The sequence below is a fragment of the Leptolyngbya sp. O-77 genome (assembly GCF_001548395.1).
In the GTDB taxonomy this organism is placed as follows: Bacteria; Cyanobacteriota; Cyanobacteriia; order Elainellales; family Elainellaceae; genus Thermoleptolyngbya.
In genome coordinates this window covers 2,292,296-2,317,568 of sequence record NZ_AP017367.1, presented here as the reverse complement: position 1 = coordinate 2,317,568, position 25,273 = coordinate 2,292,296, and the positions used below count along the sequence as shown (strand labels likewise).

Here is a 25,273-nt window from a genome sequence, read left to right as displayed (position 1 = left end):
TTCACCACTCGCCCAGGGCTGCGGGTCGTTGCTCTTGCGACGGAGTGGAGCAGGCCAACCCTGCAATCGCCAGCAACAGTCCCCAGGCAGCCGTCAGTCGCCTCGCTGGTTTACCGGGTTCCATCTTTTTGCCAGTTTTTGAGTTTCGCCCTAAGGTTCATCGCCACGTTCCTGGTTGAGTTTCAGAACCCGGTCAAAATAGCGTCTTTTCTGGGATTTCAAGCCTTTCATCAACTTAATCCTTGAGAGCGATCGCCCGTCATCTTCATCCCGTTCAAGCCGACGTTTGCAAAGACGATCTTCCCATGTGCAGTTCGATGAAGCGAACAATGGTATCTAGTTCCTGATTGATCTTCAAATTCGTAAAGACAAACGGCTTGTCGCCGCGCATCTTGCGGGCATCGCGCTCCATCACACCCAGGTCTGCGCCCACCAGCGGGGCCAGGTCGATTTTGTTAATCACCAGCAGGTCAGATTTGGTAATGCCAGGGCCGCCCTTGCGGGGAATCTTGTCCCCAGCGGCCACGTCGATGACGTAGATCGTCAAATCCACCAGTTCCGGGCTGAAGGTAGACGCGAGGTTATCGCCGCCGCTTTCCACAAAGATTAAATCAGGCTGAAACTGCTGCTCTAGCTGCTCAATCGCCACCAGGTTAATCGACGCATCTTCGCGAATCGCCGTATGAGGACAGCCGCCCGTCTCTACGCCTACGATGCGATCGCCCGTCAGCGCCTCACTCCGCACCAAAAACTGCGCGTCTTCTTTCGTATAGATATCGTTCGTCACCACTGCCAAGTTATACGTCTCCCGCATCGCCTTACACAAGCGATCAACCAGAGCCGTCTTCCCAGAACCCACAGGGCCAGCAATACCAACGCGAAAAGTATTCATCAGAGCCTCTCGTTCTTCGTTCTTCGTTCTTCGTTTTTCACTCTTCGTTCTTCGCTCTTCGTTCTTTTCCCCTAGCCTCCACACTTAACCTCTATCATCGCCGCACCTCTGGTTTCTGATCTTTGTAATCCATCGCACGACTCATCAACAATTCTCGATGGCGAATCGTGCTGAGGGCCACATCCCAGGGAAAAGTAAAGGACTGAAATGAAGCCTGGGAGATGCGGTCGGTGTCAAGGTCGGTCACTACCTTTTGGAACATTTCAAACAGGGTTTGGCGCAGAGACTCCAGTTCCTCTGGGGTTTTCGCTTGTTCCACTTGTTCTAGCAGCGCCAGCACTTTTAGGTTGTACATATCGGCACGGTTTTTCTGGCGTTCATCAAGCCAGCGGCGAAATTGCCATAAGCTAGAGGCCAACAAAACTGCGAAAGACAGCAAAAAGCCCATTACTTCGGCATATTCCACCAAAAAGGCGGGTTCGTCCTGGTTGTAGTAATTGCGAGCGCCTGGATGCAGCGACAGACCCAGGTTTTCGCGGGCATCGGGCAGGCGCATCAGGGTAGCACGGGGATACTGGCTGACCAGTTCGTTGCGAAATTCAAACAGGGTTTGGGTAATGACCTTGGCGATCGCCGGTTCCAGATCCCGCCGCGTTACCAAAATCGCCCGCAGCCCCACGGCCGGAATATCTTTGTCGGGAATTGGCAGCGCTCCGTCATAGGTTCCTTTGGGAATTTCGCTGGCTTCCAGCACGGGCAGCGTCAGCCGCATGGATTCTGCCTGGTCGATGGGTACGAGCTGCGCCTGAGTCCGCTGGAGCAGCCCGCGAATGGAGGGACTACCCAGAGCAATTACGCGAAACAGCGCGTCGATTTGCCCAGCCTCCAGCGCTGCGTAGGATTCGCTGGTGGTCATGGGCAAGGGGCGAAAGTCGCTGTCCTGGAGGTTGTAGTGCGCCTGGAAGTGCCGAAAGATGGCATAGGAACCGCTGCCCACGGGCGGAATGGCAACGCGCTTGCCCTTGAGGTCGGTAAATTGCTGAATGCTGGCGCTGGGCGCGGCAATTAGGTGGCAAATTTCGGGAAACAGGTAGGCGATCGCCTGCACCGACGGGTCAAGCGCTGTGTCGCCCTGAATGATGCCCAGATCGGTCTCTTTCTGAGCCAGCAGCGTTGCATTTTGCTGAGAGCCTTCTGTTTCCAGTACGCGAATCTGAATTTTGGGTTCGTGCGCGGCCACCACATTCGACAGGGCGCTGGCAAAGGCGTAATACTCGCCATCCGGGTTACCCGTGGCGATGGTGAGTTGGTAGACGCGCCGCTGCTCGACCGTCCACTGCGCCGCAAAGGCGATCGCCCCCAGCACGCTCAGCACCACCACAGGAATTGCAAATTTGCTCTGCATAGGCTTTGACCGAATGAGACCTCGATCCAATAGGGCGACGACCTGACAAACACCAGATGACAGGAGTGGCCACCTACAGTTCTGAATGCTGTAAATCGGAAGCAGCTTGCATTCTTGACAGACTTTGCTGACCAAACTGAACCCGATAGACTGGCTTTACAGACTTGAAAATGGCTCCAGGAAGCGCTTCCAAACCATGAGAATTGAGCAGGGCAATTGGCTTGAGCAAGTCGCGCATCAACCAATCTGGGTTCAGGTTGCAGTTTACACGCTGATCGTGCTGACGATCGGTTGGCTGGATTATCTCCTGGGTTCAGATATTGTGCTGTCCCTGTTTTACCTGATTCCCATCGCCTGGGCAGCTTGGTCTTCGCCTCGCCCCATCGCCCTATATACTGCGCTGCTCAGTTTGCTGGTGATATTCCTTTTGGCGGAAAATGCCAGCGGCTTGATTTATACTAAACCGCTTGTTTCTGCTTGGCGGAGTGTCACGCGACTCGGTTTTTTTCTTGTCACCAGCACGTTGATTACGCGACTTCGCAAGACACAGGATCGGCTCCGCTGGCTATCCAGCATGGATGGACTGACCCAGGCAGTCAATGCTCGCGTGTTTACCGAGAAGCTGGCGCAGGAAATAGAGCGATCGCGCCGCTATGCCCGCCCCTTTGCCATTGCCTATCTCGACCTGGACAACTTTAAGCAGGTTAAAGATCAGGGGGGCATCTGGAGGGCGATCGCATTCTGAAGCTCGTTTCCCAGGTGGTTCGAGACAGCATCCGCAAGACTGACCTGTTTGCCAGACTCGGTGGGGATGAATTTGCCCTGCTGCTTCCTGAAACCGATCTCAGCGCTGCCAAGGCCGCCATTTCCCGAATTCAGACACAGCTTGAGTCCGCTATGCAGGCAGAGCAAAGCCCCATCACCTTCAGTATCGGTGTTGTGGTTTGTACCCAGCCGCCCTCTTCCCAGGCACCGCTGATTCACTACGCCGATCAGCTGATGTATCAGGTCAAACGCACAGGCAAAAACGCTGCCCAATTTGTGATCTATCCCGACGCAAACGCCCCACGGCATAATAGCGAGTAATGCCTGCAACTTCTTGATGTGACTTTCCTGAATGAGTGCGCCGATATGAGTGCGATCGCCCCTTCTGCCAGTGCCTTTGCCAGTCGCCCTGCAATTCCCCATCCTGGCGACCACTTCGCGATCACGTTTGCCCCTCTATCGCTGCAAGAAATTTATGACCTAGTTGATGACCCAGCCAATGGCGCAGTAGTCGTGATGAGCGGCATGGTGCGTCAGCAAACCGACGGCAAGCCCGTCATCGCGCTGGAATACCAGGCCTATGAACCAATGGCCCTGAAGGTGTTTCAGCAAATCGCAGCCGAGATTCGCGCCACCTGGCCCGATGTGAGCCACGTCGTCATCCATCACCGCACAGGCAAGCTAGTCGTCGGCGAAATCAGCGTGCTGGTCGCCGTTGGCTGCCCCCACCGCTCCGAAGCCTTCGCCGCCTGCCAATACGCCATCGACACACTGAAACACAACGCCCCCATCTGGAAAAAAGAACACTGGGCAGACGGCTCCACAAGCTGGGTCAGCATCGGCGCGTGCGAACAGTCACCAGCAGGCTGCTAAGAAAAGACCTAGATGTCGTGATGCCAAATCCAGCGATGAGATTTACCCCTCATAAGCAAATATTTCGTGATCTCCTTGCAGCGGCGCATTTACAAATTAGAATGCATTTCCAAAGTCTTATTGAAAGGCATTAAAGAATTTAAAAGGATTGAGAGAACCAACCGAAAATCGAGGGGCGAGCGATCGCCCCATCTTTGTTTTGCTCCTTTTTGATCCATTTTCTTAGGGTCACTTTAAGGAAGGTTAATCACCCAATTACGAGACGTTAATAATGCGATTAAACTCACTTAATCTCGCTGTGGGATCGTTTGTGAGGCATTGATTACCAAGCGCCTCCAAATCGCTTCAACGAAACCTATGGCTTTTCAACTGCAAATACTACATGCTTCCGACATGGAAAGCGGCCTCCCAGCTTTCACCGATGCAGTCAATTTCTCTACGGTGATTAACGCGCTGAAAGACGACTATGCCAACACGCTGATTCTGTCCTCCGGCGATAACTACATTCCGGGGCCGTTCTTTTCCTCTGGGAGCGATCGCGCCCTCCGCAAAACCACTTCTTCCTCTGCCCCCGGTGATGACTACACCTTTCGTGAGGGGGTTGGGCGCGTCGATATTGAAATCCTTAACCAGATTGGATTTCAGGCTTCTGCTCTAGGCAACCACGAATTTGACCTGGGCGAATCGACCGTTGTTTCCCTGATTCGGCGCGATCGCGAATTTCGAGGCACGGTCTTTCCCTACCTCAGCAGCAACCTGAACTTCACCGACCCCAATCCGGCAGACGACGGCACCCCTAATCAAGATTTTGTGCTAGAAGATCTGGTCGTTGCAGATGGTCAGCCCGCAGCCCCCAATAGCATTGCTAAAAGCACCGTGCTGACAGTCAATGGCGAACAGATTGGGATTGTGGGTGCAACAACGCCAACGCTGGGGGTCATCTCCTCACCTGGCCCAAATGTTGAAATCCTGCCGCGGCCCTTTGGCGCAAACCCCAGTGCAACCGAGCTAGATGCCCTTGCGGCAGAAATTCAAAAATCCGTCGATGTATTGACCGCCGCTGGCATCAACAAGATTGTGATCTTGGCGCACATGCAGCAGTTGTTCATCGAGCGGGAACTGGCCAAACGGCTGCGCGATGTGGACGTGATCATTGCAGGGGGTTCCCACACGCTGCTGGCAGACAGCACCGACCGGCTGCGCCCTGGCGACACAGCGGGCGGCATTTACCCCCTAGTAGAAAACTCTCCAACGGGGCCAGTGCTGGTGGTCAACACCGATAGCAACTGGAAATATGTCGGGCGGCTGGTGGTGGAATTTGACGACGACGGCAAAATTGACCTGTCAAAGCTCGATCCCAATGTCAATGGAGCCTATGCCACGGATACGGCCAGCGTGGCTGCGCTGACGGCCGTCAACCCCGGTGAACCCGATCCAGAAGTGGTGGATTTGCTCGGTAAGCTGCGGAGCATCATCAACACCAAAGACAGCAATATCTTTGGGAAGACCACGGTGTTCCTCAACGGCACGCGCAACTCGGTGCGGACGGAGGAGACAAACCTGGGCAACCTGACGGCGGATGCCAACCTGTTTGTGGCAAGGCAGGTAGATTCTTCTGTTGTAATCTCGCTAAAAAATGGCGGCGGCATCCGCGACAACATTGGTGCAGTGTCTCCCACCCCAGGAGCGACCGACCCCAGCGACATCGTGACCTTGCCACCCCCCGCCAACCCGGAGGCAAACAAGGGAGAAGGGGATTTGTCGCAACTGGATGTGGAAAATTCGCTGCGCTTTAACAATGGCTTGAGCCTGATTACCGTGACGGCGGCTCAGTTGAAGGAAGTGCTGGAGCATGGTGTTTCGGGGGTTGGGCCGGGGCGAACCCCTGGCGCATTTCCTCAAATCGGCGGCATCTCTTTTAGTTTCGATGCGAGCAAGACGGCCCAGCGACTCGCAAGCGATGGCACGGTGATCACGCCGGGCGAGCGCATCCGGTCAGCGGCTCTGACGGATGCCAATGGCAACTTTACACAAATCCTCATTCGGAATGGACAGATTGTAGGCGATCCCAACCGCACTTTTCGATTGGTGACGCTCAGCTTTTTGCTAGGCACGAGTTCGCTCGATGCGAGTGGGGATGGCTATCCGTTCTTCCGGTTTGTGCGAGAAAATCCAACCCTGGCAAATCGGGTCGATTTGCTGGGTGAGACGAGTATCGATTTGAACCGCAATGGCGTGATTGATAGGCCAGTCAGTCTGCCAGAGGGGGCAGCAACGTTTGCAGATGCAGGCAGTGAGCAAGATGCGTTTGCGGAGTTTCTAGTTCAAAGTGGTACGTTTACTAAGGCGGACACGCCCGCAGAGCGCGATCGCCGCATTCAGAACCTCGGCGTGCGGGGCGACAACGTGTTTGGGGTTCAACTGGCAGGCTCCAGCGGCCGCAACCGTCTAGTCGGACGATTTGCCAATGACCTGCTGCAAGGGCTGGGCGGAGCCGACGTGCTGAACGGGCGACAGGGCGACGATTTGCTGGAGGGTGGACGCGGGGGCGATCGCCTCAACGGTGGCCCTGGCAAAGATGTGCTGGTTGGCGGGCTGGGCCGCGATACCTGCATTGGCGGAGCGGGCGCAGATACCTTTGTGCTGACTCGCGGCGCTGGATTCGACACGATTGTGGACTACAAAGACGGCGTAGACAAGATCGGTCTGTCGGGCAATTTGCGCTTCGGCAATCTGCGCTTTACCGATACCACTCGCGGTGTTCAGATCCGGGCTGGTAATGACCTGCTGGCGGAGTTGCTGGGCGTGCGGGCTAGTGCGCTCAACCGCACCGACTTTGTGACCACGTTTGCGACCGCAGAGACGTTCGCTTAATGCGGGTCTGAAGCCAGCCTATAAAAGCGCATAAAAGGCACGGCGCATCGCGCCGTGCCTTTTACATTTGCAAGGTGCTGCGTTTAGTTGCTCACGCGGGGGGGCGCGGGGGGGCACTGGCCCGCTGAGCGGGAATCGGACGGGCAGGCTGGGCTGCAATCGTAGACCGAAGAACGGCGATCGCCCGCACGTATTGGGGATCGCTCTGGCTGCCGACCGAGGTGGGGTTTGCAGCAAGCTGCTGGCGCTGGCTATCGGTCAGGTTGACCTGCACGTTTGGCGTAATACCACGCTGGCTGATGTCCGTGCCGTTGGGCGTGTAATAGTGGGCGATCGTCACCGCCAGACCAGATCCATCCGACAGCGAATGCACCGACTGCACCAACGCCTTGCCAAAGGTCTTAGTGCCAACGATGGTTGCCCGCCGATTGTCCATCAGCGCCCCGGTCAAAATCTCACTAGAGCTAGCAGAACTGCCATCTACCAGCACCACTAGCGGCAAATCCGTCAGCGCCGTCCGATTGGCGCGAATCCGCTCGTTGGCCCCGTATCGATCCACCGTGCGAACGATCAACCCATTGCCCAACCACTGACGCGAGATGTCGATGCTGGCTTGCAGCAGCCCCCCTGGGTTTCCCCGCAGATCCAGCACGAAGCCCTGAACCTGCTGACTCAGCAAGTCCTCGATCGCCCGCTGCATTTGTTCTGCCGAATGGGCGCTGAACTCCGTCAGGCGAATGTAGCCAACGCGAGTGCCCTGCTCTTGTTTCAGGGTGTAGTGGACATTGGGCAGTTCGATGCGAGCCCGCGTTAGCGTGAGTTCGGTCGCCTCTTCCGACTGGCGTTGCAGCCGCAGAACGATGCGCGTGCCGACCTCACCCCGAATGCGATTCGAGGCTTCTTCTAGCGTCATCCCTTCAGTCGAAACGCCGTCAATCGACAAAATGCGATCGCCCACCTGGATGCCCGCCCGCGCTGCCGGAGAGTTGGGAATTGGCTCCACCACAGTGATCGCCCCTGTTTGCTCGTCCGCCTGAAGCCGAATACCCACCCCCGACAGTTCCCCAGAGGTCTGGCTTGTCAGCACTTCAAACTGGCGCGGGTCCATAAAGCGGGTATAGGGGTCTCGTAGCCGCTGGAGGGCGCGGCGCAATGCATTGTAAGCCTCTTCCCGCGAGCTATAGGAGGCGCTGAGCAGTTCGTGGCGCACAGCTAGCCAGTCTACCTGGTTAAACGTGCTGTCTACGTACTCCCGATTCACGATCTGCCACGCCTCATCGAGCAGCGCCTTGGGACTGTCCTGAAGCGTAGCGTTCACAGCCGAACTAAACACAGGGGTCAGGAGTGAAACCGTAGCGGCTGCGGCGACGGTTCCACCAAAAAGAGCGGCATTGAGCAGACGAGAGCGGTTAAAAAAGCGGCGCATGGGCAGTAACCGGGATAGAGGGGGACAGGAAAGCAGAGGGATTCAATGCGCGGCCACACGCTGGATTCGCCAATACGGCAGGATGCGTGTGCTAATTCAGTTTTGGAGCCTAGTTTTAGTTTGGAGCCTGGTTTAGACAGACCGATGCTTCAACCTCCGGGGCGACTTTAAGACTGGAATGTGAAACGACTGGGTGCGAGCAGGGCTGTATGGATCAAACGAAAGACCAAGTGAGCAATCACTGAAGTCTGCCAAGAAGTCTACAGAAGTTTATAAGAGGACGGATCGCAGCAGAGGACGGAATCCTGCCAGCCACAACCCAGAACCGCTCCATCTGGAGCAATTCTGCATTAAGCAGCATTAAGTATTAAGCAACATTAATCAACCCTGTATAGAGCAACACGCTCCCAGATCAGTGTTCTTCAGTGTTCTCATGAACCCTGCGGTGAAGACAGGAAACTCAGGAGGTCAAGGGTGACGCTCCCTCTAGCACCTGCCAGCAGACCCCTTAGACGGGTGAATCAGGATTGAGGTTGCAGACGGCAGCAGCAAGCCTCAAACCAAGTTGCTACACCCCTCCAGTCGCTTCTACTCTGGGACTCTTTCCAGGATAGTGGCCCTATCCGATTTGGGCCATTTCTTCATCTATCTAAAGGTAGCTCGTTTGAAGGTTTTTTGGGAGTAACAAAAATCACCGGACAGCTTCAGTAAGTCAGGCTTTGAGCCAGCCATCCCTCAATTCTCGTCAATTGCTCCCATAGATGATGAGTAGAGGTACCAAATCCTGAGCTTGTTTAACAAAGCTTGTTTAACAAGCTCTGACACATCTAGCCAGACGCATTGCCAGGCGCATTACCAGACGTATTACCAGACACATCATTCAGACGCATAATTCAAAGGCATAATTTTCAGACGCATTACGAGACGCATATAAGACGCACCAAAATATATCCGCACCAATATCGTGAGTTTCCGCTACTTTAACCCTAGTCCCTGTCAATCTTCCAGCACTCTTTGAAGAAATTTAACGAAGCCTGGGCGCGTATGGCCGGGCGATCGCCCCTGAAATTCCATGCAAACCTGTAAATTTGCCCTAATGCAGAGTATCGCTCGTAATTCTGAGTTTCCTAGGCAAGGTTTCAGCCAGTCTTTATCGAGCCGTGCAGCTGTCGAATAAAAACGGGAGAAATTTTAATAGCGTGTCGAACAATACAGGGAAGAATGGGGCAGTATGTGATCTATGACGACTAGGTTCTGACAGGTGATCTGCACAGATTAACTGTGACCGAGTGCAGTAGATGATGCGGAGTCGGGTGGCTCATTCAGAATTGGGTGAGGAATCGAGTCTAAAACCATCGCAGCCCCATTCTTGACAAAACCTTCAGAAACACCTCTACTCCGCCAGTCTGTGTCAAAATGTAAGCGGTTTTGCCCGATTTAAAAAAAGCTTGAAGTAGGCTTCATCATGGAATCCCTCTACGCATATGCCTGGCTGATCCCAGTGTTGCCCCTGGCAGGGGCAATGATTTTGGGGCTGGGTCTGATTTCTTCCAGCAGTTTCGCCAAACAGTTTCGCAAGCCCAGCTCGGTGTTTATTGTCTCGCTGACAGGCACTGCAATGGTTCTCTCCTTTGCGCTGCTGTGGAGCCAGATTCAAGGACATCCGACCTACGAGCGCTCGATTGAGTGGGCTTCGGCGGGTGATTTTCACCTCTCGATGGGCTACATCGTTGACCACCTCACTGCGCTGATGCTGGTGATCGTGACAACAGTTGCCTTTTTGGTGATGATCTACACCGATGGCTACATGGCGCATGATCCGGGCTATGTTCGCTTCTATGCCTATCTCAGCCTGTTTAGCTCCTCGATGCTGGGTCTGGTGATCAGCCCCAACCTGGTGCAGATTTATATTTTCTGGGAGATGGTGGGAATGTGTTCCTACCTGCTGATTGGCTTTTGGTATGACCGCAAAGCAGCTGCCGATGCCTGCCAGAAGGCGTTTGTGACCAACCGAGTGGGCGACTTTGGGCTGCTGTTGGGGATGCTGGGGCTGTATTGGGCAACGGGCAGCTTTGAATTTGAAGTGATTGGCGATCGCCTCCAGGAACTCGTCCAGTCGGGGGCCCTGAGTGGAGCGATGGCAGCGCTGTTTGCAGTGCTGGTGTTCCTTGGCCCAGTAGCAAAGTCAGCCCAGTTTCCGCTGCACGTTTGGCTGCCAGACGCGATGGAAGGCCCTACCCCCATTTCGGCACTGATCCACGCAGCTACGATGGTGGCAGCGGGTGTGTTCCTGATTGCCCGCATGTTCCCCGTGTTTGAGAACATTCCCACCGCAATGAACGTAATCGCCTACACGGGCGCGGTCACAGCATTTTTGGGAGCCAGCATCGCCATCACCCAAAACGATATCAAGAAGGGTCTGGCCTATTCCACCATGTCCCAGCTTGGCTATATGGTCATGGGCATGGGAGTGGGAGCCTACACCGCCGGACTCTTTCACCTGATGACCCACGCCTACTTCAAAGCAATGCTGTTCCTTGGTTCTGGTTCCGTGATCCACGGCATGGAGGGTGTGGTAGGACATGACCCCGTGCTGGCGCAGGATATGCGGCTGATGGGCGGACTGCGGAAATATATGCCAATTACCGCCACGACCTTCTTGATTGGCACGCTGGCGATCGCCGGAATTCCTCCGCTGGCGGGCTTCTGGTCGAAGGACGAAATTTTGGGGGCAACCTTCCGCGCTAATCCTGCGCTGTGGGCGGTTGGTTTCCTGACGGCGGGGATCACGGCGTTCTACATGTTCCGCATGTACTTCAGCACTTTTGAAGGCGAGTTTCGCGGCACGAGCGAGGAAATCAAGCGCAAGCTCAAGAACGAGCAGCTTCAAAAGCTGGGTCTAGCCTTTGGTCCCGGCGCGATGAACCCGTTAGAGCTGACGGCGGAGCATCCGGCCGAAGACCACGACGCTCACGACGACCACGGGCATCACGCCAGCGAACCGCACGAATCGCCGATTACGATGACGCTGCCGCTGATGCTGCTGGCGATTCCTTCGATGCTGATCGGGCTGGTGGGCACGCCATTCAAGAACTATTTTGAGGAATTCATCCACGCGCCGGGTGAGGTGATCCACGAAGCCGAGGCAGTGGACTGGGGCGAGTTTCTGACGATGGGCGGCAGCTCGGTGGCGATCGCCCTCGGCGGCATCGCTCTGGCAACTGCGATGTACCTGCTCAAGAAGATTGATCCAGCGGCGATCGCCGACAAGATCCAGCCGCTCTATCAGCTTTCCCTCAATAAGTGGTATATCGACGACATCTACAACGCCGTATTCGTGCAGGGCAGCCGTCGTCTGGCCCGGCAGGTGCTAGAAGTAGATGTGCGGATTGTGGATGGGCTGGTAAACCTGACAGGCTTTGTCACGCTGGTCACAGGCGAAGCGCTGAAATATCTGGAAAGCGGCAGGGTGCAATTCTACGCGCTGATCGTTTTTGGCGCGGTGCTGGGTCTGGTGCTGGTTTCGGGGATCACCTGAAGTTGAGACGGGGCGGAGGGCGATCGCTCTCCGCTTCTGCCTTGTCACTTTTCAGGAAATCTGCCGCCTGAGTGAGCAGCCCAAGTTACTTGAGTGAACCGTCCAATCTTCAACCATTAATCGCAGTTGGGTTGCAAGCGAGATTGCAAGTTATAAAGCTAATCCTTTCAGATTTTGTCCAGAAAACTTACTCAGAAACCTGCTCCGAACGTTTGAAATCTAAATTTCTACATGAATACTGCTGAATTTCCCTGGTTAACAACCATCATCCTATTGCCTGTCCTTGCATCACTGGCGATCCCGGTTCTTCCCGATAAAGACGGAAAGACCGTCCGCTGGTACGCCCTCATCATTGGACTGATTGACTTCGCGCTGACGGTCTACGCTTTCTATACACAATACGACTTCAGCCGCTCTGACCTGCAACTGGTCGAGAGCTACTCCTGGGTGTCGTCGCTCAACCTGCGCTGGTCGGTGGGGGCAGACGGACTCTCGATGCCGCTGATTTTGTTAACGAGCTTTATCACGACGCTGGCAATTCTGGCATCGTGGCCGGTCACGCTCAAGCCGCGCCTGTTTTATTTTCTGATGCTGGCGATGTATGGCGGACAAATCGCCGTGTTTGCTGTGCAGGATATGCTGCTGTTCTTCCTGGTGTGGGAACTGGAGCTGATTCCGGTTTATCTACTGCTGTCGATTTGGGGCGGCAAAAAGCGGCTCTATGCGGCGACCAAGTTCATTCTGTACACCGCAGGCGGGTCGCTGTTCATTCTGGTGGCAGCGTTGGCGATGGCGTTCTATGGCGATACGGTCACGTTTGACATGCGATCGCTCATGGATAAGGACTTCCCGCTCAAGTTCCAGCTTTTGGTCTACGCAGGCTTCCTGATTGCCTATGCGGTCAAGCTGCCGATTTTCCCGCTGCACACCTGGCTGCCGGATGCCCACGGCGAGGCGACGGCTCCAGTTCACATGCTGCTGGCGGGCATTCTGCTGAAAATGGGCGGCTACGCGCTGCTGCGGATGAATGCGCAGATGCTGCCGGATGCCCATGTCCGCTTTGCGCCGATTCTGATAATTTTGGGCGTGGTTAATATCATCTACGCCGCGCTGACCTCCTTTGCCCAGCGAAACCTGAAGCGAAAAAATTTGCCACATCTTCGTGCTGATTGGGATCGCTTCGTTTACGAACCTGGGACTGAGCGGAGCCATGCTGCAAATGGTGTCCCACGGGCTGATTGGAGCCAGCCTGTTCTTCCTAGTAGGCGCAACCTATGACCGAACCCACACCCTCATCCCTGGACGAAATGGGCGGCGTGGGCAAAAAAAGATGCCCAAGATTTTTGCCATGTTCACGGCTTGCTCCCTGGCCTCGCTGGCGCTGCCAGGGATGAGTGGTTTTGTTGCAGAACTGATGGTGTTTGTGGGCTTTGCCACCAGCGATGCCTACGACCAGACGTTCAAAATTATCGTGATTACGCTCATGGCGGTGGGCGTGATCCTGACACCGATCTATCTACTGTCTATGCTGCGAGAGATTTTCTATGGGCCAGAAAACCAGGAACTCGTGGAGCATGAGGTGCTGGTGGATGCTGAACCCCGCGAAGTCTTTATCATTGCGTCGCTGCTGATCCCGATTATTGGCATCGGGTTCTATCCCAAGCTGATTACGCAGATGTATGATTCTACGACCGAGCAGGTGACAGCCCAGCTTCAGGAATCTTTTGCGATCGCCGCTGCGGAGAAAGAAACCGCGACGCTTTCAAAACAGGCGTTGCTCAAGGCTCCTGAGATTTCGTCCAATCTCTAGCCTGATCTGTCGCGCCGATAGCCGTTAACAGGAAAGCCCGGAGTCTGTCAACTCTGGGCTTTTTGGCTGTTATGAGAGCTAAATTAGGAGATCTGTAGCAGAAGCCGTCAAAACTGGCAGATCAATCAGCCCTGAACCCAATCGAAGAAGAAGCTAAATCGGAAGGAGCGATCGCTGACAGGTTGGACAAACAGCATGAATAATAAGCTGGCAGTCGAGCAGGTGATAGCCCTCTTTCTGAGCCACGCGGCTGCCCGTTTTCAGGATGGAATCGTTTTTGAACTCAATTGTCTTATTGCAGCGGACGCAGATCAAGTGATGGTGATGATAGGGCGCGGGCTGGTTGATTTCGTAGTGCTTATGGCCCTCGGCCAGCTCTAGCTCTCGCAGGATGCCCATGCGGGCCATCAGCTTGAGCGTGCGATAAATCGTCGAGAGGCTAATATGATGCCCCTCCTCGTTCAACAGGTTATACAAGTCCTCAGCGCTGAGATGATTGCCCTTGGGCAAGTTCTGAAAGATTGTCAGGATCGTTTCGCGCTGAGGGGTCAAGCGCCAGCCCCGCTCGTTAAGTTCAGCCTTTAGTGAGGTCGCAGTGTAGGCAGTCATAGGCACCTTTTCAATAAGGTTGCTTTATTGAGAAGGATACACAATAAATCGAGTATTTGCAAGAAAACTTGCTTATTGAGAATAATACCCACTTAGGCTTCACAAATCTTTTAGAGTTTCTATAACAGGAACGCCTTAAAACAGGAGAATAGGCGGGATTTTCGTCAAACCTGCTCAGAACCGGGATTCTTCCCTAGCCCAGCGCCAGTTATAGCGATTCCACTCATAAACACCCTGAATTTCGTATTCCATGCCGTTGTCAAATCGGACGCAACAGCTTGCCTGTCGGGTTTCGGAAGCCTCTGACATGCCTGTGGGTTCTGGTTCACTGCTGGCAGATTGGCTATTGGCGGATTCTCGCGGGGCTGGTTCATTAACGGAGATAACGGTACAGGGAAACCACTCGCGGCTGCACGGGCCGTCGTCTTGCACCCATTCCCAGAGGCTGTTTGCAACTTCGATGCGATCGCCCACCTTCAGCCGCAACGCTGCCTCTGCGTAGGCCGCCAGATGCACAGGACGCACCTGTTCCAACCAGTTCAGCCCAAACTGATCGCGGACAAACTGCACCGGGCCAGAATCATTTCCTCGCAGCCAGTCATTAAGCAACTGCGCCTTCCACGATCGCCCGCTGGCTTGAGTCTCCTGCACATAGTCCAAAAACGCCCGCCGCTGATCTACCGTGAGCGCATCCAGCGGGTTGTTTTGGCTATCCTCTGGCTTGTCCTTTGGCTTGTCCCGATCAGAGACAGCAGAGTCGGGTGCAGACAATGCCGCTCCGTTTTCTAACTGTTGCGCCACAAGCTGCAACAACAGGCTCTGCTGTTCCAAACTCAGAGGATAGCCTTCGGCATCACAGGCATCGAAAGCGACCCTCAAAGCAGCTTCAATCTCGGCAGGGGTCATGCGCGGTTCACTCTGCTTCGCAACCGTTAGCTCTGCAAGTTAACTTTGTATTATGCCACTACATCTGTAGAGTCATCTGCGAAGTCATCTATAAAAATAGGCTGGAAAAATAGGCTGGCTAACCCCCTGTGCCCCCAGATTCAGGTACGCTGAGGGTAGCCATTTCTCCATGCCTACTCTCCAGATTTCGACCTGGATTCTGCTACTGTCTACGCTATTCCCTGCAATGATGAACTGGTTTAACTTCCGCCTTCAGCGCGTTTTCGTAATTTTCCTGGCGGCCTGTATGGCGATCGCCCCTTGGTTCTACGCACCCAAAGCCCTAGCGCTCGTGCAGATTCGGCTATTTGACCTGTCCTATCAAGTCTGCCCAGAAGAATTGGGCGAAGGCGCTGTCACTCCTGGCGGCACGAGTATGCCCGCGAGTTGCTACATCATTACGGGCAAAGCCGAAAATCCAACCAACAAGGACATCTACAACGCCGACATTTTCGGTCGTATTTACGATGCCAACGATAACCCAGTGATGCAAAACCGGACTCGACTGGGATCGATCGACGAAGTTCCGCCCGGTGTCAGCGATTTTGAACTCCGCATCAGCGTGTCCGAAAACCAGCCCACGCCGCTAAAGCTGGAGCAGTTCAAGGCAGCAGGATTTGCAGGGACTGTCCGCCGATAGCCGCTTGGGTCACCGCTTATAAGGGTTAGAAGGCTTAGAAGGCAGCATAGGCGGCGCTTTCCAGAAAGCGCCCCAAAAATTGCAGGAGAAAAATTGCCAAGATCGGCGAAAAATCAAAGCCCCCCAGCGGCGGAATCACGCGACGAAAGATGTTGAGGTAGGGGTCAGTGATTTGGCTGAGGGCGGCGAAGGGCTGGCTATACCAGTTGACGCTGGGAAACCAGGTAAGCAGGATGCGGATGATCAGGATTGTCGTGTAGATCGAGATGAAGGTGGAGAGGGACTGGGCAACCAGCATAGTAGAACCACTCATGGGCGTTTGGATGAATAATGGCGAACTAAACTCATTTAACACTCAGTTTAACCTACACGACCTGGAAGCCAGCGGGCGCTTGACGACTTCCAGGATTTCTACAGGATGAGGCTAGTTTGAATGAGGCTTCGAGGGGGCTTTCTCAGAGATGGGCTTTTCACAAGCTTTCCAAGGGGGCTAGTAAGGGCGATCGCCCCGCACCCGTTCCATCCCTTCGACCCGGTTGCCGCCGTTCACCCCGCCCAACTGCTGGCGCACGTCATCGATCGCGTCGTTGAGTTGGGCAATTTTGTCCTCTAGCCCCCGACGAGAGTCCTCACTGTTTTGCTCAGACAGGGGCAAATGACGGTCTCCCTTTTTGCTCTCTAGCGAGTCTTGCCGCGAGAGGCGGGGGGCAACCAGCACGCCCAGCACGCCGCCCACCACGCCGCCCACAATTGCGCCGACCCAAAACCCGCCAAAGAAGTTATCTTGCTGACTCATACCCTTTCTCTCCGCGATCGCCACTAGCGGTTATTTCAGATACCCTTTAGTCTACCGTTAAGTCGATTACTGGGCATGTGATTGCTCAGTGGGTTTCTCAAGTGTCCTTTCTTCAGCGCCCCTTCTCAAGTGCCAAACGTGCGATCGCCCGCATCGCCCAGCCCTGGCACAATATAACCCCGATCGTTCAGCCCTTCGTCGATGGCCGCTGTGAAAATCGACAGCGCTGGGAAGTCTGCCCCCAATAGCTGCAAGGCCTGGGGAGCCGCCACCACCGCCACAATCCGAATCAGCGCCGGATCAACACCCCGCTCTACTAGCAGCTTTAACAGCGAATGGCTAGAGCCACCCGTCGCCAGCATCGGGTCCGTCACCAGCACCCGCGTCCCTGGCGGCATCTGTTCTGGCAGCTTGTTGAGATAGCAACTGGCTTCCAGGGTTTCCTCATTTCGCACCAGCCCGACATGATAAATCGAGGCCAGCGGCAGTAGCGCCTGCGCTCCATCCAGCAACGCCAGCCCCGCCCGCAAAATTGGCACCACCACAATCGGCACCTCCGGGTCAATGAAGGTGGCTGGACAGGGGGCCAGGGGCGTTTGCACTTCGCTCTCGGTGGTCGGCAGCCAGTCGCGGGTGGCTTCGTAGGTGAGCCAGCGCCCCAGCTCGGTCATGGCGCTGCGAAACAAAACCGTAGGGGTTGATTCGTCGCGGGCAACCGAGAGCCAGTGCTTGATGAGCGGATGGGAGGGGACGTAAACGCGGAGGGTCAGGGACATAAGGGGTTAGGGATTAGCGTAGATAGAAAAAGCGCAAATCGACCAATGATTGCAAGTTCTGCAATATCACCCTGGAGACGCGGCTTGATAGGTCGCACGGGCAGGCAATCTGGATTATCATATCAACGTTTTTTCCCCAGGAATTGCGTTGCAAGACTGCTTTGGCGTGAGGAGTAACGATGCCCAAAAAGCAAAAATTTCCCCATCTAGTAGGGTCTAAGTGGACTTCGCTGCAAACCACCTGGGGCTGGCGACACTTTCAGGTGGTCAACCGCAAAAATGAGGGCGAGTGGGTATTTGCTGAGATGGTGGCATCCTGTGATCCCAGCGTGCGGTTCTGGATCAATGCAAAGCAGCTAAAAGAGCGATCGCTCTGGCAGGCAGGCTGGCGATCGCTCCAGGAACAGTCCATTGAGTAAACCCAAAAATGAACCCAAAAACCTAGCGGGTCGGCGGACGGCGACGCTGTAAGAATTCGGGAATATCCAGCCCCGGTCGCAGGCGCGGATCGGCGGAGGGCGCAGTGGGCATAGTGCCAATGGGTGGAGCAGTGACCGTGCGCTTGAGCGGAGCTACCCGGCTAGACTGCAACGTTGCCACCTCACCCGGCGCAAAGCCCGTCGCGATGACCGTAATCTGGACTTCTCCCTGGAGGCGATCGTCAATCACCGCGCCGAAGATAATGTTGGCATTGGGATCAACCGCTTCGTAAATGATTTCGGCCGCCGCATTCACCTCATGCAGCGTTAGGTCAGAGCCACCGCGAATATTGAACACCACGCCCCGTGCGCCATCGATAGAAGATTCCAGCAGCGGTGACGAAATGGCAGCCGTAGCCGCCTCCCGCGCCCGCGACTTGCCCGTGCCAATGCCAATCCCCATCAGGGCAGACCCCGCATCGGCCATGACTGCCCGCACGTCTGCAAAGTCTACATTCACCAGACCCGGAATGGTGATGATGTCGGAAATGCCCTGAACGCCCTGGCGAAGGATATCATCTGCGACGCGAAACGCATCTTGCACCGGGGTCTCGGCTGAGATCACCGTCAGAAGCTTGTCGTTGGGAATGACGATGAGCGTGTCTACCCGACTCTGTAACGCCGCGATGCCCTCTTCGGCCTGAGAGGTGCGACGCTTGCCCTCAAAGGTAAAGGGACGAGTCACCACACCGACCGTCAGAGCGCCGACTTCTTTGGCGACTTCTGCCACAATCGGGGCCGCGCCCGTGCCCGTGCCGCCGCCCATGCCTGCGGTGATAAACACGAGGTCAGCCCCTTCTAGGGCAGTGGCGATTTCATCCCGCGATTCTTCGGCTGCTTTTTCACCCACGGGCGGATGCCCGCCTGCGCCCAGCCCACGGGTCAGCTTCTTGCCCACCTGGAGGCGGTTCGGCGTAGCGGCATTGGTCAACGCCTGAGCATCAGTATTGACCGACCAAAACTCGACTCCAGAGACCTGGCTGGCAATCATGCGGTTAATCGCGTTGCAGCCGCCTCCCCCCACGCCAATGACCTTAATCCGGGCCAGGCTGCTCGGCACGATGTCGCTGTATCCAGAGTCGTCTGAGAGGGACGGTTTCGTGTCGTGGCTCTGGTTTAGATGAAGCCCAGAGTTCGCGCCTGCATTGGCAAAAGGGTTCGCATTATTCATTGGTCAAAAAAGTGGCTTAATTCGTTAACCAGGCAAGAAAGCCCAGGCATTATATTTACATCAATACTACACGCGCAGTCCGCATCCACATCTCCAAATTCCACCTTTGATGGCAATTCTCTAACGTTCGCTAACGCAAAGAGGCTACGGAGCAGTGGAAATGCCTGATGCAGCCTCAGGCTCGGCGGATTTGGACATTTAGTTTGAACGGAACTTGAACGATCAACTTGAACGGTTCACTGCAACGGTCGATTGGAACGATCGACTTAGACACGATCCAATTGACCGGGACTGGGGGTGGGGCTATGAGCAGTGGCTCTGGTCATTCGAGAGCGATCGCAGAACACCCAGATTATTCATGGTGGAAACCCAAACCAGTCAAACGCTCAAACCCAGTGGAAATCAGAGCCAATCGCTATCGGCGTTCTATTAGCGTGATCCATTAGCGTGATCCGAGAGATTTCTGGACGATTTCTCAGGGAGGAATGTGAGGTCTAATTCTAACTAAATATAGTGCAACTTGATTGGAAAACAAACGAAAGTTCTTGGGTGACAGCGTTGAGCCGATTTGAACCGACGGGGGCGGGGCGCTGGCTCTACCAAGCAGCGGGTGGGGCGATCGCCGGATCGGAAACCGGAGCAGAACTGGCCGGATCGCTCAAGCTTCCCGTCTCAGCGTTTGACGCGGCCCCAGTTTCTTGATCCCAGCTAGCCTCATCATCAGGATTGGATGACGTACCAGGGAGGCGCATGTCTCGCGTTTGGATAAGGGGATTATCTGGGTTTTGTAGATCAATATAGACAACCTGGCTGAGATCAAGCTTGGTGGGCAATTGTCGAAGTTGGTCAAGGGCGCGGAGTTGGGCCGGGAAGCGAGAACTGTAGCCACCCAGGTGAACCGCTCCCAACTCAGTGGTCAAGATGAGGTTGGACGGGTTGCTCCAGTCGATTTCCTGAATGGCGATCGCCCCTGGGGTTTGCTGCTGGTGCTGGCTTAGATCTCGGTAGAAGTTGGCCCATTCCTCGTGTTGTTCAACCCGAAAACCAACAACTCGTAAAGTAGGCAGCGTTAGCCCTGCTTCCAGCACGGTGGTTTCATCCATCGGCACGAGGAAACCTGTGGCATCCAGCAGTCCAGTGGTTGGCGGGGGGCTGGGTGCGTTCGCGGTGGAATCCTTGAGGATCGCAGTCTCGTTTCCGGCAATCGGCGGTGCCAGAACGGCGATCGCCACGGGATCGCGCTCCTGTACGGCAAGCGTCAGGCTGGGCGGAAATAGGTGGCGCGTCACCGATGCCTGAGCAATAATGCCCTGGGACTCTAGCTGGCGGGCGATCGCCTCGGAGCTAAGCTGCCACAGCGCTTTGGGATAGTCAATCTCCAACATCGACTTCACCGTATCGTCCGACAGCAGCCGATTCCCTTCCACCTCTACCTGCTGGGGCGACGCGATAACCCAGGCAGGGTGCGTCAGCAGCCACACCGCACCCCCCGCCATGCCCATCACCATCGACAGCCGCCAGATTCCCTTCAACGCCCGCCAGCGACGTTGTTGCCGCAGCCGCCTGCGCCGATTGGCTAGCTCCGCCCGTGAGACTGAAACAATATCCGCCATGAATCTTGGTCGTGAACCCCTGCCACTTAATTCACTTAAACTTAATTCACTTAAACTTAATTCACTATTCACTTAAACTTAATTCACTGAATTTGAGGCTTGCCGATGAAGACAGATTCCAGGCAAAGCCCCGCTGCTTTCCCTGGTATATCCTGTTTTTGCAAAATTGCCACAAGAGATCAAGACGAGATCGAGGCTTTCTGAAGACTTTGCTGGGCAAAGCATTGAAACGGCGAAACCAGCAGGTTTGCAGTCAGGCTATGGTTCCGGCAGGGTTTGCTGATGGCGCTGGAGGAACCGTCCCCATTCCACAGCTAGGGTCAAGTCTGTGAAGGGGATGGTGACCGCCCCATTCGGCAATTCCAAAGCAATTGCCAGATTTCGTCCCGTTTCGGGGGGGGCATCCAGCGGCAGAGCCTCGCCATCAACCTGTAGGGCGATCGCCCTCACATCGCCCAGCTTCACGGTTTGCAGCGCCACTGGCCCTTGGCGCGTCGGCTTGCCCCACACTAGCTCATCGCCCCGCTGCCCCAGCGCAGCCAGAATGTCGTACTTTGCCCGCTCAAACTGAGCGGCCCACTGGCGATAGGCCTCCAGCTTTTGATACTCATTCCAGCCGGCCCAGGCCAGCCAGCAAAACACCGCCAGCAGGGGCAGCCACAGCAATCCTCTTGTCATGAACGCTCGTCTGAGAAAATGCCTGAGAAAACGCCGGAAACTCTGCTTAGACTGGAACCTCAGGGCGATCGCCCTTGGGCGCTATCGGGGAAAATCGGGGCAGATAAACTCGTCCTCTATCGCACTCAGCGTCACCTCCTGCGTATCACCACTACGAACCAGGGTTTGCCGCAGCCTCAGCGTGGTGTTGGTCAGTTCCAAAATCTCGGCAGTCAGGGCGACCTGTCCATTCTCGCTCACCTTCAGCACGTTTGGCGCGTCTTTATCAACTGTCCAGCCCGACAGGGCGTAGGTTTCCACGCAGGAGGTCTGTAAAAAGGTGCCATTGGGCAGGAATACATAGATGCTGCCCGGTGCGGGTTCTGACGGGGCTTGCGTCATCCGCCACACGCGGCTGAACAGAACGGTCAAATCCTGACCCGATGCGGCGGCTGTCAGGCTAGTTTCTGATGAAGCGGCAGGCTGACCCTCCGCAGTAGCCACTTCGGGCGCACGGGCTGTATTCGCTGGATCAACCCCACCTGAGCAACTTGCCAATCCTACCAACAGCGCGGCAGGCGCAGTTACCCATAAAACCCGTCGCAACATTTTTTTCAATCCTTTCATTTCGATTCTTCCAAAAGAATTTCCAGACTCTCTCTAGACGGTTTTTCATCGAGAAAAGTTCATATAGTCTATTGAACCGTTGGGCTGGGATCGCACTCTAAAATCGTTGCAGTCTTTCGGGGAGTGCTGTAATCTACAGAAAGTACATCTGAAAACCGGACTTTCATCCGTCATTGAGCATTGAGCTATGCTCACTGAAGCACTGTTTGGGGTGATATTCTGACGAGTCGTGGGGCGATCGCCCAGCCTCCTTAACCTACCACCCGGCTGCACTCCGCTTCACCAGTTTTGGGGGATCTTTGAACAATGGGGATTGTTGTTGAAAACGTATCCAAGCGCTTCGGCAGCTTTTGCGCGGTCGATCAGGTCAGCCTGGAAATCCAAACAGGGTCACTGGTGGCGCTGCTGGGGCCGTCTGGCTCTGGCAAATCCACCCTGCTGCGGCTGATTTCGGGGTTGGAAATGCCTGACACGGGGCGCATCTTGCTGACGGGCAAAGATGCCACCTACGCCAGCGTTCAGGATCGCAACATCGGCTTTGTGTTTCAGCACTACGCCCTGTTCAAGCACATGACCGTGCGAAAAAATATCGCCTTTGGGCTAGAACTCCAAAAAGTGCCCAAAGACAAGGTAAAAAGGCGGGTTGAGGAACTGCTGGATCTGGTGCAGTTGAATGGACTGGGCGATCGCTATCCATCTCAGCTTTCAGGCGGGCAGCGGCAGCGTGTGGCCCTGGCCCGGGCCCTAGCGGTAGAACCCAAGGTGCTATTGCTCGACGAACCCTTTGGGGCGCTGGATGCCAAGGTGCGGAAAGACCTGCGGGCCTGGCTGCGGCGGCTCCACGACGAGGTTCACGTCACCACGGTCTTCGTCACGCACGACCAGGAAGAGGCGATGGAAGTTTCTGATGAAATTGTGGTGATGAACCAGGGACGGGTGGAGCAAATGGGTACGCCTGCGGAGATTTATGACCATCCCGCCAGCGCCTTTGTGATGAGCTTCATTGGGCCGGTGAACGTGCTGCCCAGCACTTCGCATATCTTCCAGGGCAACGGCTTCGACTCGCCCCATCCGGAAGTCTTTCTGCGCCCACAGGACGTGATGGTAGAAGTGCAGCCCAATGGCACGACGGTTCCCGCCCGCGTCAGCCGGATTATTCATCTGGGCTGGGAAATCCAGGCAGAACTGACGCTGGACGACGGGCAAGTGCTGACGGCGCACCTGACGCGCGATCGCTTCGATGAGCTACAGCTACAGCCCAATCAGCGAGTCTATGTCAAACCCAAAGATGCCAAGGCGTTCCCGCTGTATTACTCCATCTAGCCGGTCTGCACCTGGCTGCAACTGAGAGATCGGCAAAACGCTCGACTTGAATCTAGCAGCACTAAAGCTGAAACTGGAATTCGGCCTTCGTCAGCACGGGCGGCAAGGTCAGCGGTTGAGCTGGAAACCTAGAAACTCCTTGAGGCGAGTTTGCCGCACCCTGCGAGACTGGCGCATTAGGGTTGAGAAATTTCCCACGGTCTAAGAACAGGGCCGGGCGCTGGCTCAGGTATAGCGAAAACGATGAGGAGATATCACCACTCCGGTTTGCCAGCATCGACGACCGGATGGATGACGGAATTGATGACGGAACCTTAGTGGCGCGATCGCCCCTCATGCCCGTCATCACCGAGTCTGCCCAACCAGCCACCACCTGCGGAACAGAGTGGGGTTGGGAATAGGCGTTGGCCGCCGTGATTGTATACCCCGCTACTGAAAATAGCAAGAATGCCTTTGCCAAAGCCAAATCTGCCTCAGTCATACCTGTCAAAGCCCTGTCTAAAACGTTGGTCTAAAGCCCTGTAAATCTACGGAATCGCTCTAGCAAATCACCAGTGCCAAAAATCCGCAATATTACTGAGGCAGGGTTTATGCTTGCTTGATGGAACGGGGCGGAGACGGGCAAAGACAGATTGTTGCAGATCGCGTGGATCAAAGGGGCGATCGCCCCTTCCTCGATCTCGGCTGCCGCTCCAACAAGGCAGGTCGTATATTAAAGTTTTAATGCGATGGGCTGCTTGTTGCTAAGGGTTCTTGCTGAAACAGCAGAGAGTTTGTAAGACGCAACAGGGCGTAAATGTAATGCGTAATGTAATGCGTAAATGTAGTTACTGGAGTTTAGACTAAAAGGTTAAGAAAAGCGACCAGACCTAACGACCTAGTCGCTTAATAGTCAAGGACGTATCAAATCACTTGACTATGAGTCATTTTGACAAGCTTCGAGCATTTCGACATCAAGCCTACACCTTGATCGGCAATGGTATAGATGCACTATTTGACCTGATGGATGCAGTGTTGGTCAGCCGGAGTGTTTATTCATTTGCAGAACTGTCGTTATCACCCGTGTTTCGGCGGCAGTGGTCGAGTTTGTATGAATCGCTGCAAGATAGCAATCCGCCACGACAGCAATTGATGGACGTGTACCTGGAGCAGATGCCGCAAGACGAGCAGATCGTGTTAGCCGGAGACCACACGGCATGGTCAAGACTGCAGGCAGAAACCCTGCGAGAACGCACCTATGAACACCAGGCAACCCCAATGCGTGGAGCCAAACCCGTGACATTAGGACAGGGCTATAGCACGATTGCTTGGATTCCCCAGACTCAAGGCAGTTGGGCACTCCCGTTGCTGCATGAACGCATTACCAGTGCCGACACACCCATTGAAAAGGCCGCCACTCAACTGGCTCAGGTCTGTCAGAAATTAACAACTCGCCCCTTGTCGTTATGGGATGCCGAGTATGGCTGTGCCCCCTTCCTATTGAAAACGGCTGAGTTGAGTTGTGACAAGTTGATCCGACTGCGCTCAAACCGGGTGCTCTATGGTGCGCCTCCCCCTTACACAGGCATCGGACGACCCCGCAAACATGGCGACAAATTCAAGCTCAATGAGCCGACCAGTTGGTGGCAACCCGATGAGGCACAATCGGTAGAGGACGAAAAATGGGGACAACTGCGATTACAAATCTGGCATGGCTTGCATTTGAGACAGGCAGCAAAGCAGGGATTGTCCTTGATTCGCGTTGAGCGAGTGAGCAGTTCAAAGGATAGCTCGCTCAAACCCTTGTGGGCTGATTTGGGTAGGACTAGAATTCCCCCAACTAGCAACGCTTTGGCAGCAATACTTGCGTCGCTTTGCGATTGATCATTGGTATCGCTTTGCCAAACAACGCTTACATTGGACACTGCCCCAGTTGTCCACCCCGGAAGCCTCGCAACGTTGGAGCGACTTAATGCCCCTGCTGACTTGGCAGTTATGGTTAGCCCGACCGGATGTGCAAGATTCACCTCTGCCCTGGCAAAAATCCTACCCAACCTCTCACCGGGTCGCACAGC

Annotated in this window: 23 protein-coding genes and 1 pseudogene; 10 read left to right on the top strand and 14 right to left on the bottom strand. The window is 55.1% G+C overall.

What is annotated here, in order from left to right; genetic code table 11:
• Nucleotide 1: 1 nt before the first annotated feature.
• The 3 genes from O77CONTIG1_RS26790 to O77CONTIG1_RS09905 form a co-directional block, all read right to left on the bottom strand.
• Complete coding sequence (locus tag O77CONTIG1_RS26790) at nucleotides 2-124, bottom strand: hypothetical protein (protein WP_286132647.1); 123 nt, start codon at nucleotides 122-124, stop codon at nucleotides 2-4.
• Nucleotides 125-274: 150 nt separating this feature from the next.
• Complete coding sequence (gene ureG / locus O77CONTIG1_RS09910; RefSeq protein WP_068510203.1) at nucleotides 275-892, bottom strand: urease accessory protein UreG; 618 nt, start codon at nucleotides 890-892, stop codon at nucleotides 275-277.
• Between the two features lie 94 nt (nucleotides 893-986).
• A complete protein-coding gene (locus O77CONTIG1_RS09905; protein ID WP_068510202.1) occupies nucleotides 987-2,297 on the bottom strand; it encodes a TAXI family TRAP transporter solute-binding subunit in 1,311 nt (436 codons plus the stop codon).
• A gap of 196 nt (nucleotides 2,298-2,493) precedes the next feature.
• Here O77CONTIG1_RS09905 and O77CONTIG1_RS28350 point away from each other — a divergent pair.
• The 3 genes and pseudogenes from O77CONTIG1_RS28350 to O77CONTIG1_RS09885 all read left to right on the top strand — a co-directional run bounded on the left by O77CONTIG1_RS28350 (nucleotide 2,494) and on the right by O77CONTIG1_RS09885 (nucleotide 6,809).
• Nucleotides 2,494-3,383: pseudogene (locus O77CONTIG1_RS28350) on the top strand (GGDEF domain-containing protein).
• Nucleotides 3,384-3,401: 18 nt separating this feature from the next.
• Nucleotides 3,402-3,935: a molybdenum cofactor biosynthesis protein MoaE gene (locus O77CONTIG1_RS09890; protein ID WP_317134239.1), complete on the top strand. Its 534-nt coding sequence runs from the start codon at nucleotides 3,402-3,404 to the stop codon at nucleotides 3,933-3,935.
• 393 nt (nucleotides 3,936-4,328) lie between these two features.
• Nucleotides 4,329-6,809: a 5'-nucleotidase C-terminal domain-containing protein gene (locus tag O77CONTIG1_RS09885; protein WP_068510199.1), complete on the top strand. Its 2,481-nt coding sequence runs from the start codon at nucleotides 4,329-4,331 to the stop codon at nucleotides 6,807-6,809.
• A gap of 91 nt (nucleotides 6,810-6,900) precedes the next feature.
• Here the strand turns inward: O77CONTIG1_RS09885 and ctpB are convergent, their stop codons facing one another.
• The gene (ctpB, locus tag O77CONTIG1_RS09880; RefSeq protein ID WP_068510192.1) at nucleotides 6,901-8,235 is read right to left on the bottom strand and encodes a carboxyl-terminal processing protease CtpB; all 1,335 of its coding nucleotides are present in this window, start codon (nucleotides 8,233-8,235) and stop codon (nucleotides 6,901-6,903) included.
• Between the two features lie 1,465 nt (nucleotides 8,236-9,700).
• On the opposite strand from ctpB, the gene O77CONTIG1_RS09875 reads away from it, so the two are divergent.
• From O77CONTIG1_RS09875 to O77CONTIG1_RS28345, 3 genes are all read left to right on the top strand, one after another.
• On the top strand, nucleotides 9,701-11,773 hold the full coding sequence (locus tag O77CONTIG1_RS09875; RefSeq protein ID WP_068510191.1) for an NAD(P)H-quinone oxidoreductase subunit 5: 2,073 nt from the start codon (nucleotides 9,701-9,703) through the stop codon (nucleotides 11,771-11,773).
• Nucleotides 11,774-12,004: 231 nt separating this feature from the next.
• Nucleotides 12,005-13,051 (top strand): NADH-quinone oxidoreductase subunit M, encoded by a 1,047-nt coding sequence (locus O77CONTIG1_RS09870; protein ID WP_410503496.1) that lies wholly within the window; start codon nucleotides 12,005-12,007, stop codon nucleotides 13,049-13,051.
• Nucleotides 12,984-13,583, top strand: coding sequence for a proton-conducting transporter membrane subunit (locus O77CONTIG1_RS28345; RefSeq protein ID WP_410503495.1), 600 nt, complete (start codon nucleotides 12,984-12,986; stop codon nucleotides 13,581-13,583). Before O77CONTIG1_RS09870 ends, O77CONTIG1_RS28345 begins: the two co-directional genes overlap by 68 nt.
• 153 nt (nucleotides 13,584-13,736) lie before the next feature.
• Here the strand turns inward: O77CONTIG1_RS28345 and O77CONTIG1_RS09865 are convergent, their stop codons facing one another.
• Nucleotides 13,737-14,192 (bottom strand): Fur family transcriptional regulator, encoded by a 456-nt coding sequence (locus O77CONTIG1_RS09865; protein ID WP_068510190.1) that lies wholly within the window; start codon nucleotides 14,190-14,192, stop codon nucleotides 13,737-13,739.
• Nucleotides 14,193-14,366: 174 nt separating this feature from the next.
• Entirely contained in the window at nucleotides 14,367-15,098 is a 732-nt protein-coding gene (locus O77CONTIG1_RS09860) for a hypothetical protein (RefSeq protein ID WP_068510189.1), read from the bottom strand.
• Between the two features lie 169 nt (nucleotides 15,099-15,267).
• Between O77CONTIG1_RS09860 and O77CONTIG1_RS09855 the strand changes: the two genes are divergently transcribed.
• Nucleotides 15,268-15,777 carry a hypothetical protein gene (locus tag O77CONTIG1_RS09855; RefSeq protein WP_317134238.1) on the top strand — a complete coding sequence of 170 codons (510 nt, stop codon included), beginning with the start codon at nucleotides 15,268-15,270 and terminating at the stop codon, nucleotides 15,775-15,777.
• Between the two features lie 34 nt (nucleotides 15,778-15,811).
• Here the strand turns inward: O77CONTIG1_RS09855 and O77CONTIG1_RS09850 are convergent, their stop codons facing one another.
• The 3 genes from O77CONTIG1_RS09850 to upp all read right to left on the bottom strand — a co-directional run bounded on the left by O77CONTIG1_RS09850 (nucleotide 15,812) and on the right by upp (nucleotide 17,349).
• On the bottom strand, nucleotides 15,812-16,090 hold the full coding sequence (locus O77CONTIG1_RS09850) for a YggT family protein (RefSeq protein WP_084782466.1): 279 nt from the start codon (nucleotides 16,088-16,090) through the stop codon (nucleotides 15,812-15,814).
• A gap of 177 nt (nucleotides 16,091-16,267) precedes the next feature.
• Complete coding sequence (locus O77CONTIG1_RS09845) at nucleotides 16,268-16,573, bottom strand: hypothetical protein (protein WP_068510187.1); 306 nt, start codon at nucleotides 16,571-16,573, stop codon at nucleotides 16,268-16,270.
• A 125-nt stretch (nucleotides 16,574-16,698) separates the two neighbouring features.
• Nucleotides 16,699-17,349, bottom strand: a complete 651-nt coding sequence (gene upp, locus O77CONTIG1_RS09840) for a uracil phosphoribosyltransferase (RefSeq protein WP_068510184.1) — start codon at nucleotides 17,347-17,349, stop codon at nucleotides 16,699-16,701.
• 179 nt (nucleotides 17,350-17,528) lie between these two features.
• Here upp and O77CONTIG1_RS09835 point away from each other — a divergent pair, with 179 nt between their 5' ends.
• Nucleotides 17,529-17,768 (top strand): TIGR02450 family Trp-rich protein, encoded by a 240-nt coding sequence (locus O77CONTIG1_RS09835; RefSeq protein ID WP_068510182.1) that lies wholly within the window; start codon nucleotides 17,529-17,531, stop codon nucleotides 17,766-17,768.
• A gap of 22 nt (nucleotides 17,769-17,790) precedes the next feature.
• Here the strand turns inward: O77CONTIG1_RS09835 and ftsZ are convergent, their stop codons facing one another.
• The 4 genes from ftsZ to O77CONTIG1_RS24440 form a co-directional block, all read right to left on the bottom strand.
• Nucleotides 17,791-18,999 (bottom strand): cell division protein FtsZ, encoded by a 1,209-nt coding sequence (gene ftsZ / locus O77CONTIG1_RS09830; RefSeq protein WP_084782464.1) that lies wholly within the window; start codon nucleotides 18,997-18,999, stop codon nucleotides 17,791-17,793.
• Between the two features lie 596 nt (nucleotides 19,000-19,595).
• Nucleotides 19,596-20,612: a cell division protein FtsQ/DivIB gene (locus O77CONTIG1_RS09825; protein WP_068510181.1), complete on the bottom strand. Its 1,017-nt coding sequence runs from the start codon at nucleotides 20,610-20,612 to the stop codon at nucleotides 19,596-19,598.
• Nucleotides 20,613-20,870: 258 nt separating this feature from the next.
• Nucleotides 20,871-21,290 (bottom strand): hypothetical protein, encoded by a 420-nt coding sequence (locus tag O77CONTIG1_RS09820; RefSeq protein WP_084782462.1) that lies wholly within the window; start codon nucleotides 21,288-21,290, stop codon nucleotides 20,871-20,873.
• Nucleotides 21,291-21,371: 81 nt separating this feature from the next.
• Entirely contained in the window at nucleotides 21,372-21,878 is a 507-nt protein-coding gene (locus O77CONTIG1_RS24440; RefSeq protein ID WP_172799659.1) for a hypothetical protein, read from the bottom strand.
• 324 nt (nucleotides 21,879-22,202) lie between these two features.
• Here O77CONTIG1_RS24440 and O77CONTIG1_RS09810 point away from each other — a divergent pair, with 324 nt between their 5' ends.
• Nucleotides 22,203-23,219 (top strand): sulfate/molybdate ABC transporter ATP-binding protein, encoded by a 1,017-nt coding sequence (locus O77CONTIG1_RS09810; protein ID WP_068510177.1) that lies wholly within the window; start codon nucleotides 22,203-22,205, stop codon nucleotides 23,217-23,219.
• Between the two features lie 61 nt (nucleotides 23,220-23,280).
• On the opposite strand, the gene O77CONTIG1_RS09805 is transcribed toward O77CONTIG1_RS09810, so the two are convergent.
• Nucleotides 23,281-23,709 (bottom strand): hypothetical protein, encoded by a 429-nt coding sequence (locus tag O77CONTIG1_RS09805; protein WP_156435126.1) that lies wholly within the window; start codon nucleotides 23,707-23,709, stop codon nucleotides 23,281-23,283.
• 428 nt (nucleotides 23,710-24,137) lie between these two features.
• Here O77CONTIG1_RS09805 and O77CONTIG1_RS09800 point away from each other — a divergent pair, with 428 nt between their 5' ends.
• Complete coding sequence (locus tag O77CONTIG1_RS09800; RefSeq protein WP_286132646.1) at nucleotides 24,138-25,082, top strand: transposase; 945 nt, start codon at nucleotides 24,138-24,140, stop codon at nucleotides 25,080-25,082.
• Nucleotides 25,083-25,273 lie beyond the last annotated feature (191 nt).

Bases quoted from the DNA above. Each gene is read 5' to 3' on its own strand.
- O77CONTIG1_RS09810 (WP_068510177.1), top strand. From the start codon at position 22,203: ATGGGGATTGTTGTTGAAAACGTATCCAAGCGCTTCGGCAGCTTTTGC.
- O77CONTIG1_RS09885 (WP_068510199.1), top strand. From the start codon at position 4,329: ATGGAAAGCGGCCTCCCAGCTTTCACCGATGCAGTCAATTTCTCTACG.
- ureG (WP_068510203.1), bottom strand. From the start codon at position 892: ATGAATACTTTTCGCGTTGGTATTGCTGGCCCTGTGGGTTCTGGGAAG.
- O77CONTIG1_RS09820 (WP_084782462.1), bottom strand. From the start codon at position 21,290: ATGACAAGAGGATTGCTGTGGCTGCCCCTGCTGGCGGTGTTTTGCTGG.
- O77CONTIG1_RS09800 (WP_286132646.1), top strand. From the start codon at position 24,138: ATGAGTCATTTTGACAAGCTTCGAGCATTTCGACATCAAGCCTACACC.
- O77CONTIG1_RS09845 (WP_068510187.1), bottom strand. From the start codon at position 16,573: ATGAGTCAGCAAGATAACTTCTTTGGCGGGTTTTGGGTCGGCGCAATT.
- O77CONTIG1_RS09870 (WP_410503496.1), top strand. From the start codon at position 12,005: ATGAATACTGCTGAATTTCCCTGGTTAACAACCATCATCCTATTGCCT.
- O77CONTIG1_RS09905 (WP_068510202.1), bottom strand. From the start codon at position 2,297: ATGCAGAGCAAATTTGCAATTCCTGTGGTGGTGCTGAGCGTGCTGGGG.
- O77CONTIG1_RS09850 (WP_084782466.1), bottom strand. From the start codon at position 16,090: ATGAGTGGTTCTACTATGCTGGTTGCCCAGTCCCTCTCCACCTTCATC.
- O77CONTIG1_RS26790 (WP_286132647.1), bottom strand. From the start codon at position 124: ATGGAACCCGGTAAACCAGCGAGGCGACTGACGGCTGCCTGGGGACTG.
- O77CONTIG1_RS09825 (WP_068510181.1), bottom strand. From the start codon at position 20,612: ATGGCGGATATTGTTTCAGTCTCACGGGCGGAGCTAGCCAATCGGCGC.
- O77CONTIG1_RS09835 (WP_068510182.1), top strand. From the start codon at position 17,529: ATGCCCAAAAAGCAAAAATTTCCCCATCTAGTAGGGTCTAAGTGGACT.
- O77CONTIG1_RS09875 (WP_068510191.1), top strand. From the start codon at position 9,701: ATGGAATCCCTCTACGCATATGCCTGGCTGATCCCAGTGTTGCCCCTG.
- ctpB (WP_068510192.1), bottom strand. From the start codon at position 8,235: ATGCGCCGCTTTTTTAACCGCTCTCGTCTGCTCAATGCCGCTCTTTTT.
- O77CONTIG1_RS28345 (WP_410503495.1), top strand. From the start codon at position 12,984: ATGCTGCAAATGGTGTCCCACGGGCTGATTGGAGCCAGCCTGTTCTTC.
- upp (WP_068510184.1), bottom strand. From the start codon at position 17,349: ATGTCCCTGACCCTCCGCGTTTACGTCCCCTCCCATCCGCTCATCAAG.
- ftsZ (WP_084782464.1), bottom strand. From the start codon at position 18,999: ATGAATAATGCGAACCCTTTTGCCAATGCAGGCGCGAACTCTGGGCTT.
- O77CONTIG1_RS24440 (WP_172799659.1), bottom strand. From the start codon at position 21,878: ATGTTGCGACGGGTTTTATGGGTAACTGCGCCTGCCGCGCTGTTGGTA.
- O77CONTIG1_RS09860 (WP_068510189.1), bottom strand. From the start codon at position 15,098: ATGACCCCTGCCGAGATTGAAGCTGCTTTGAGGGTCGCTTTCGATGCC.
- O77CONTIG1_RS09855 (WP_317134238.1), top strand. From the start codon at position 15,268: ATGCCTACTCTCCAGATTTCGACCTGGATTCTGCTACTGTCTACGCTA.
- O77CONTIG1_RS09865 (WP_068510190.1), bottom strand. From the start codon at position 14,192: ATGACTGCCTACACTGCGACCTCACTAAAGGCTGAACTTAACGAGCGG.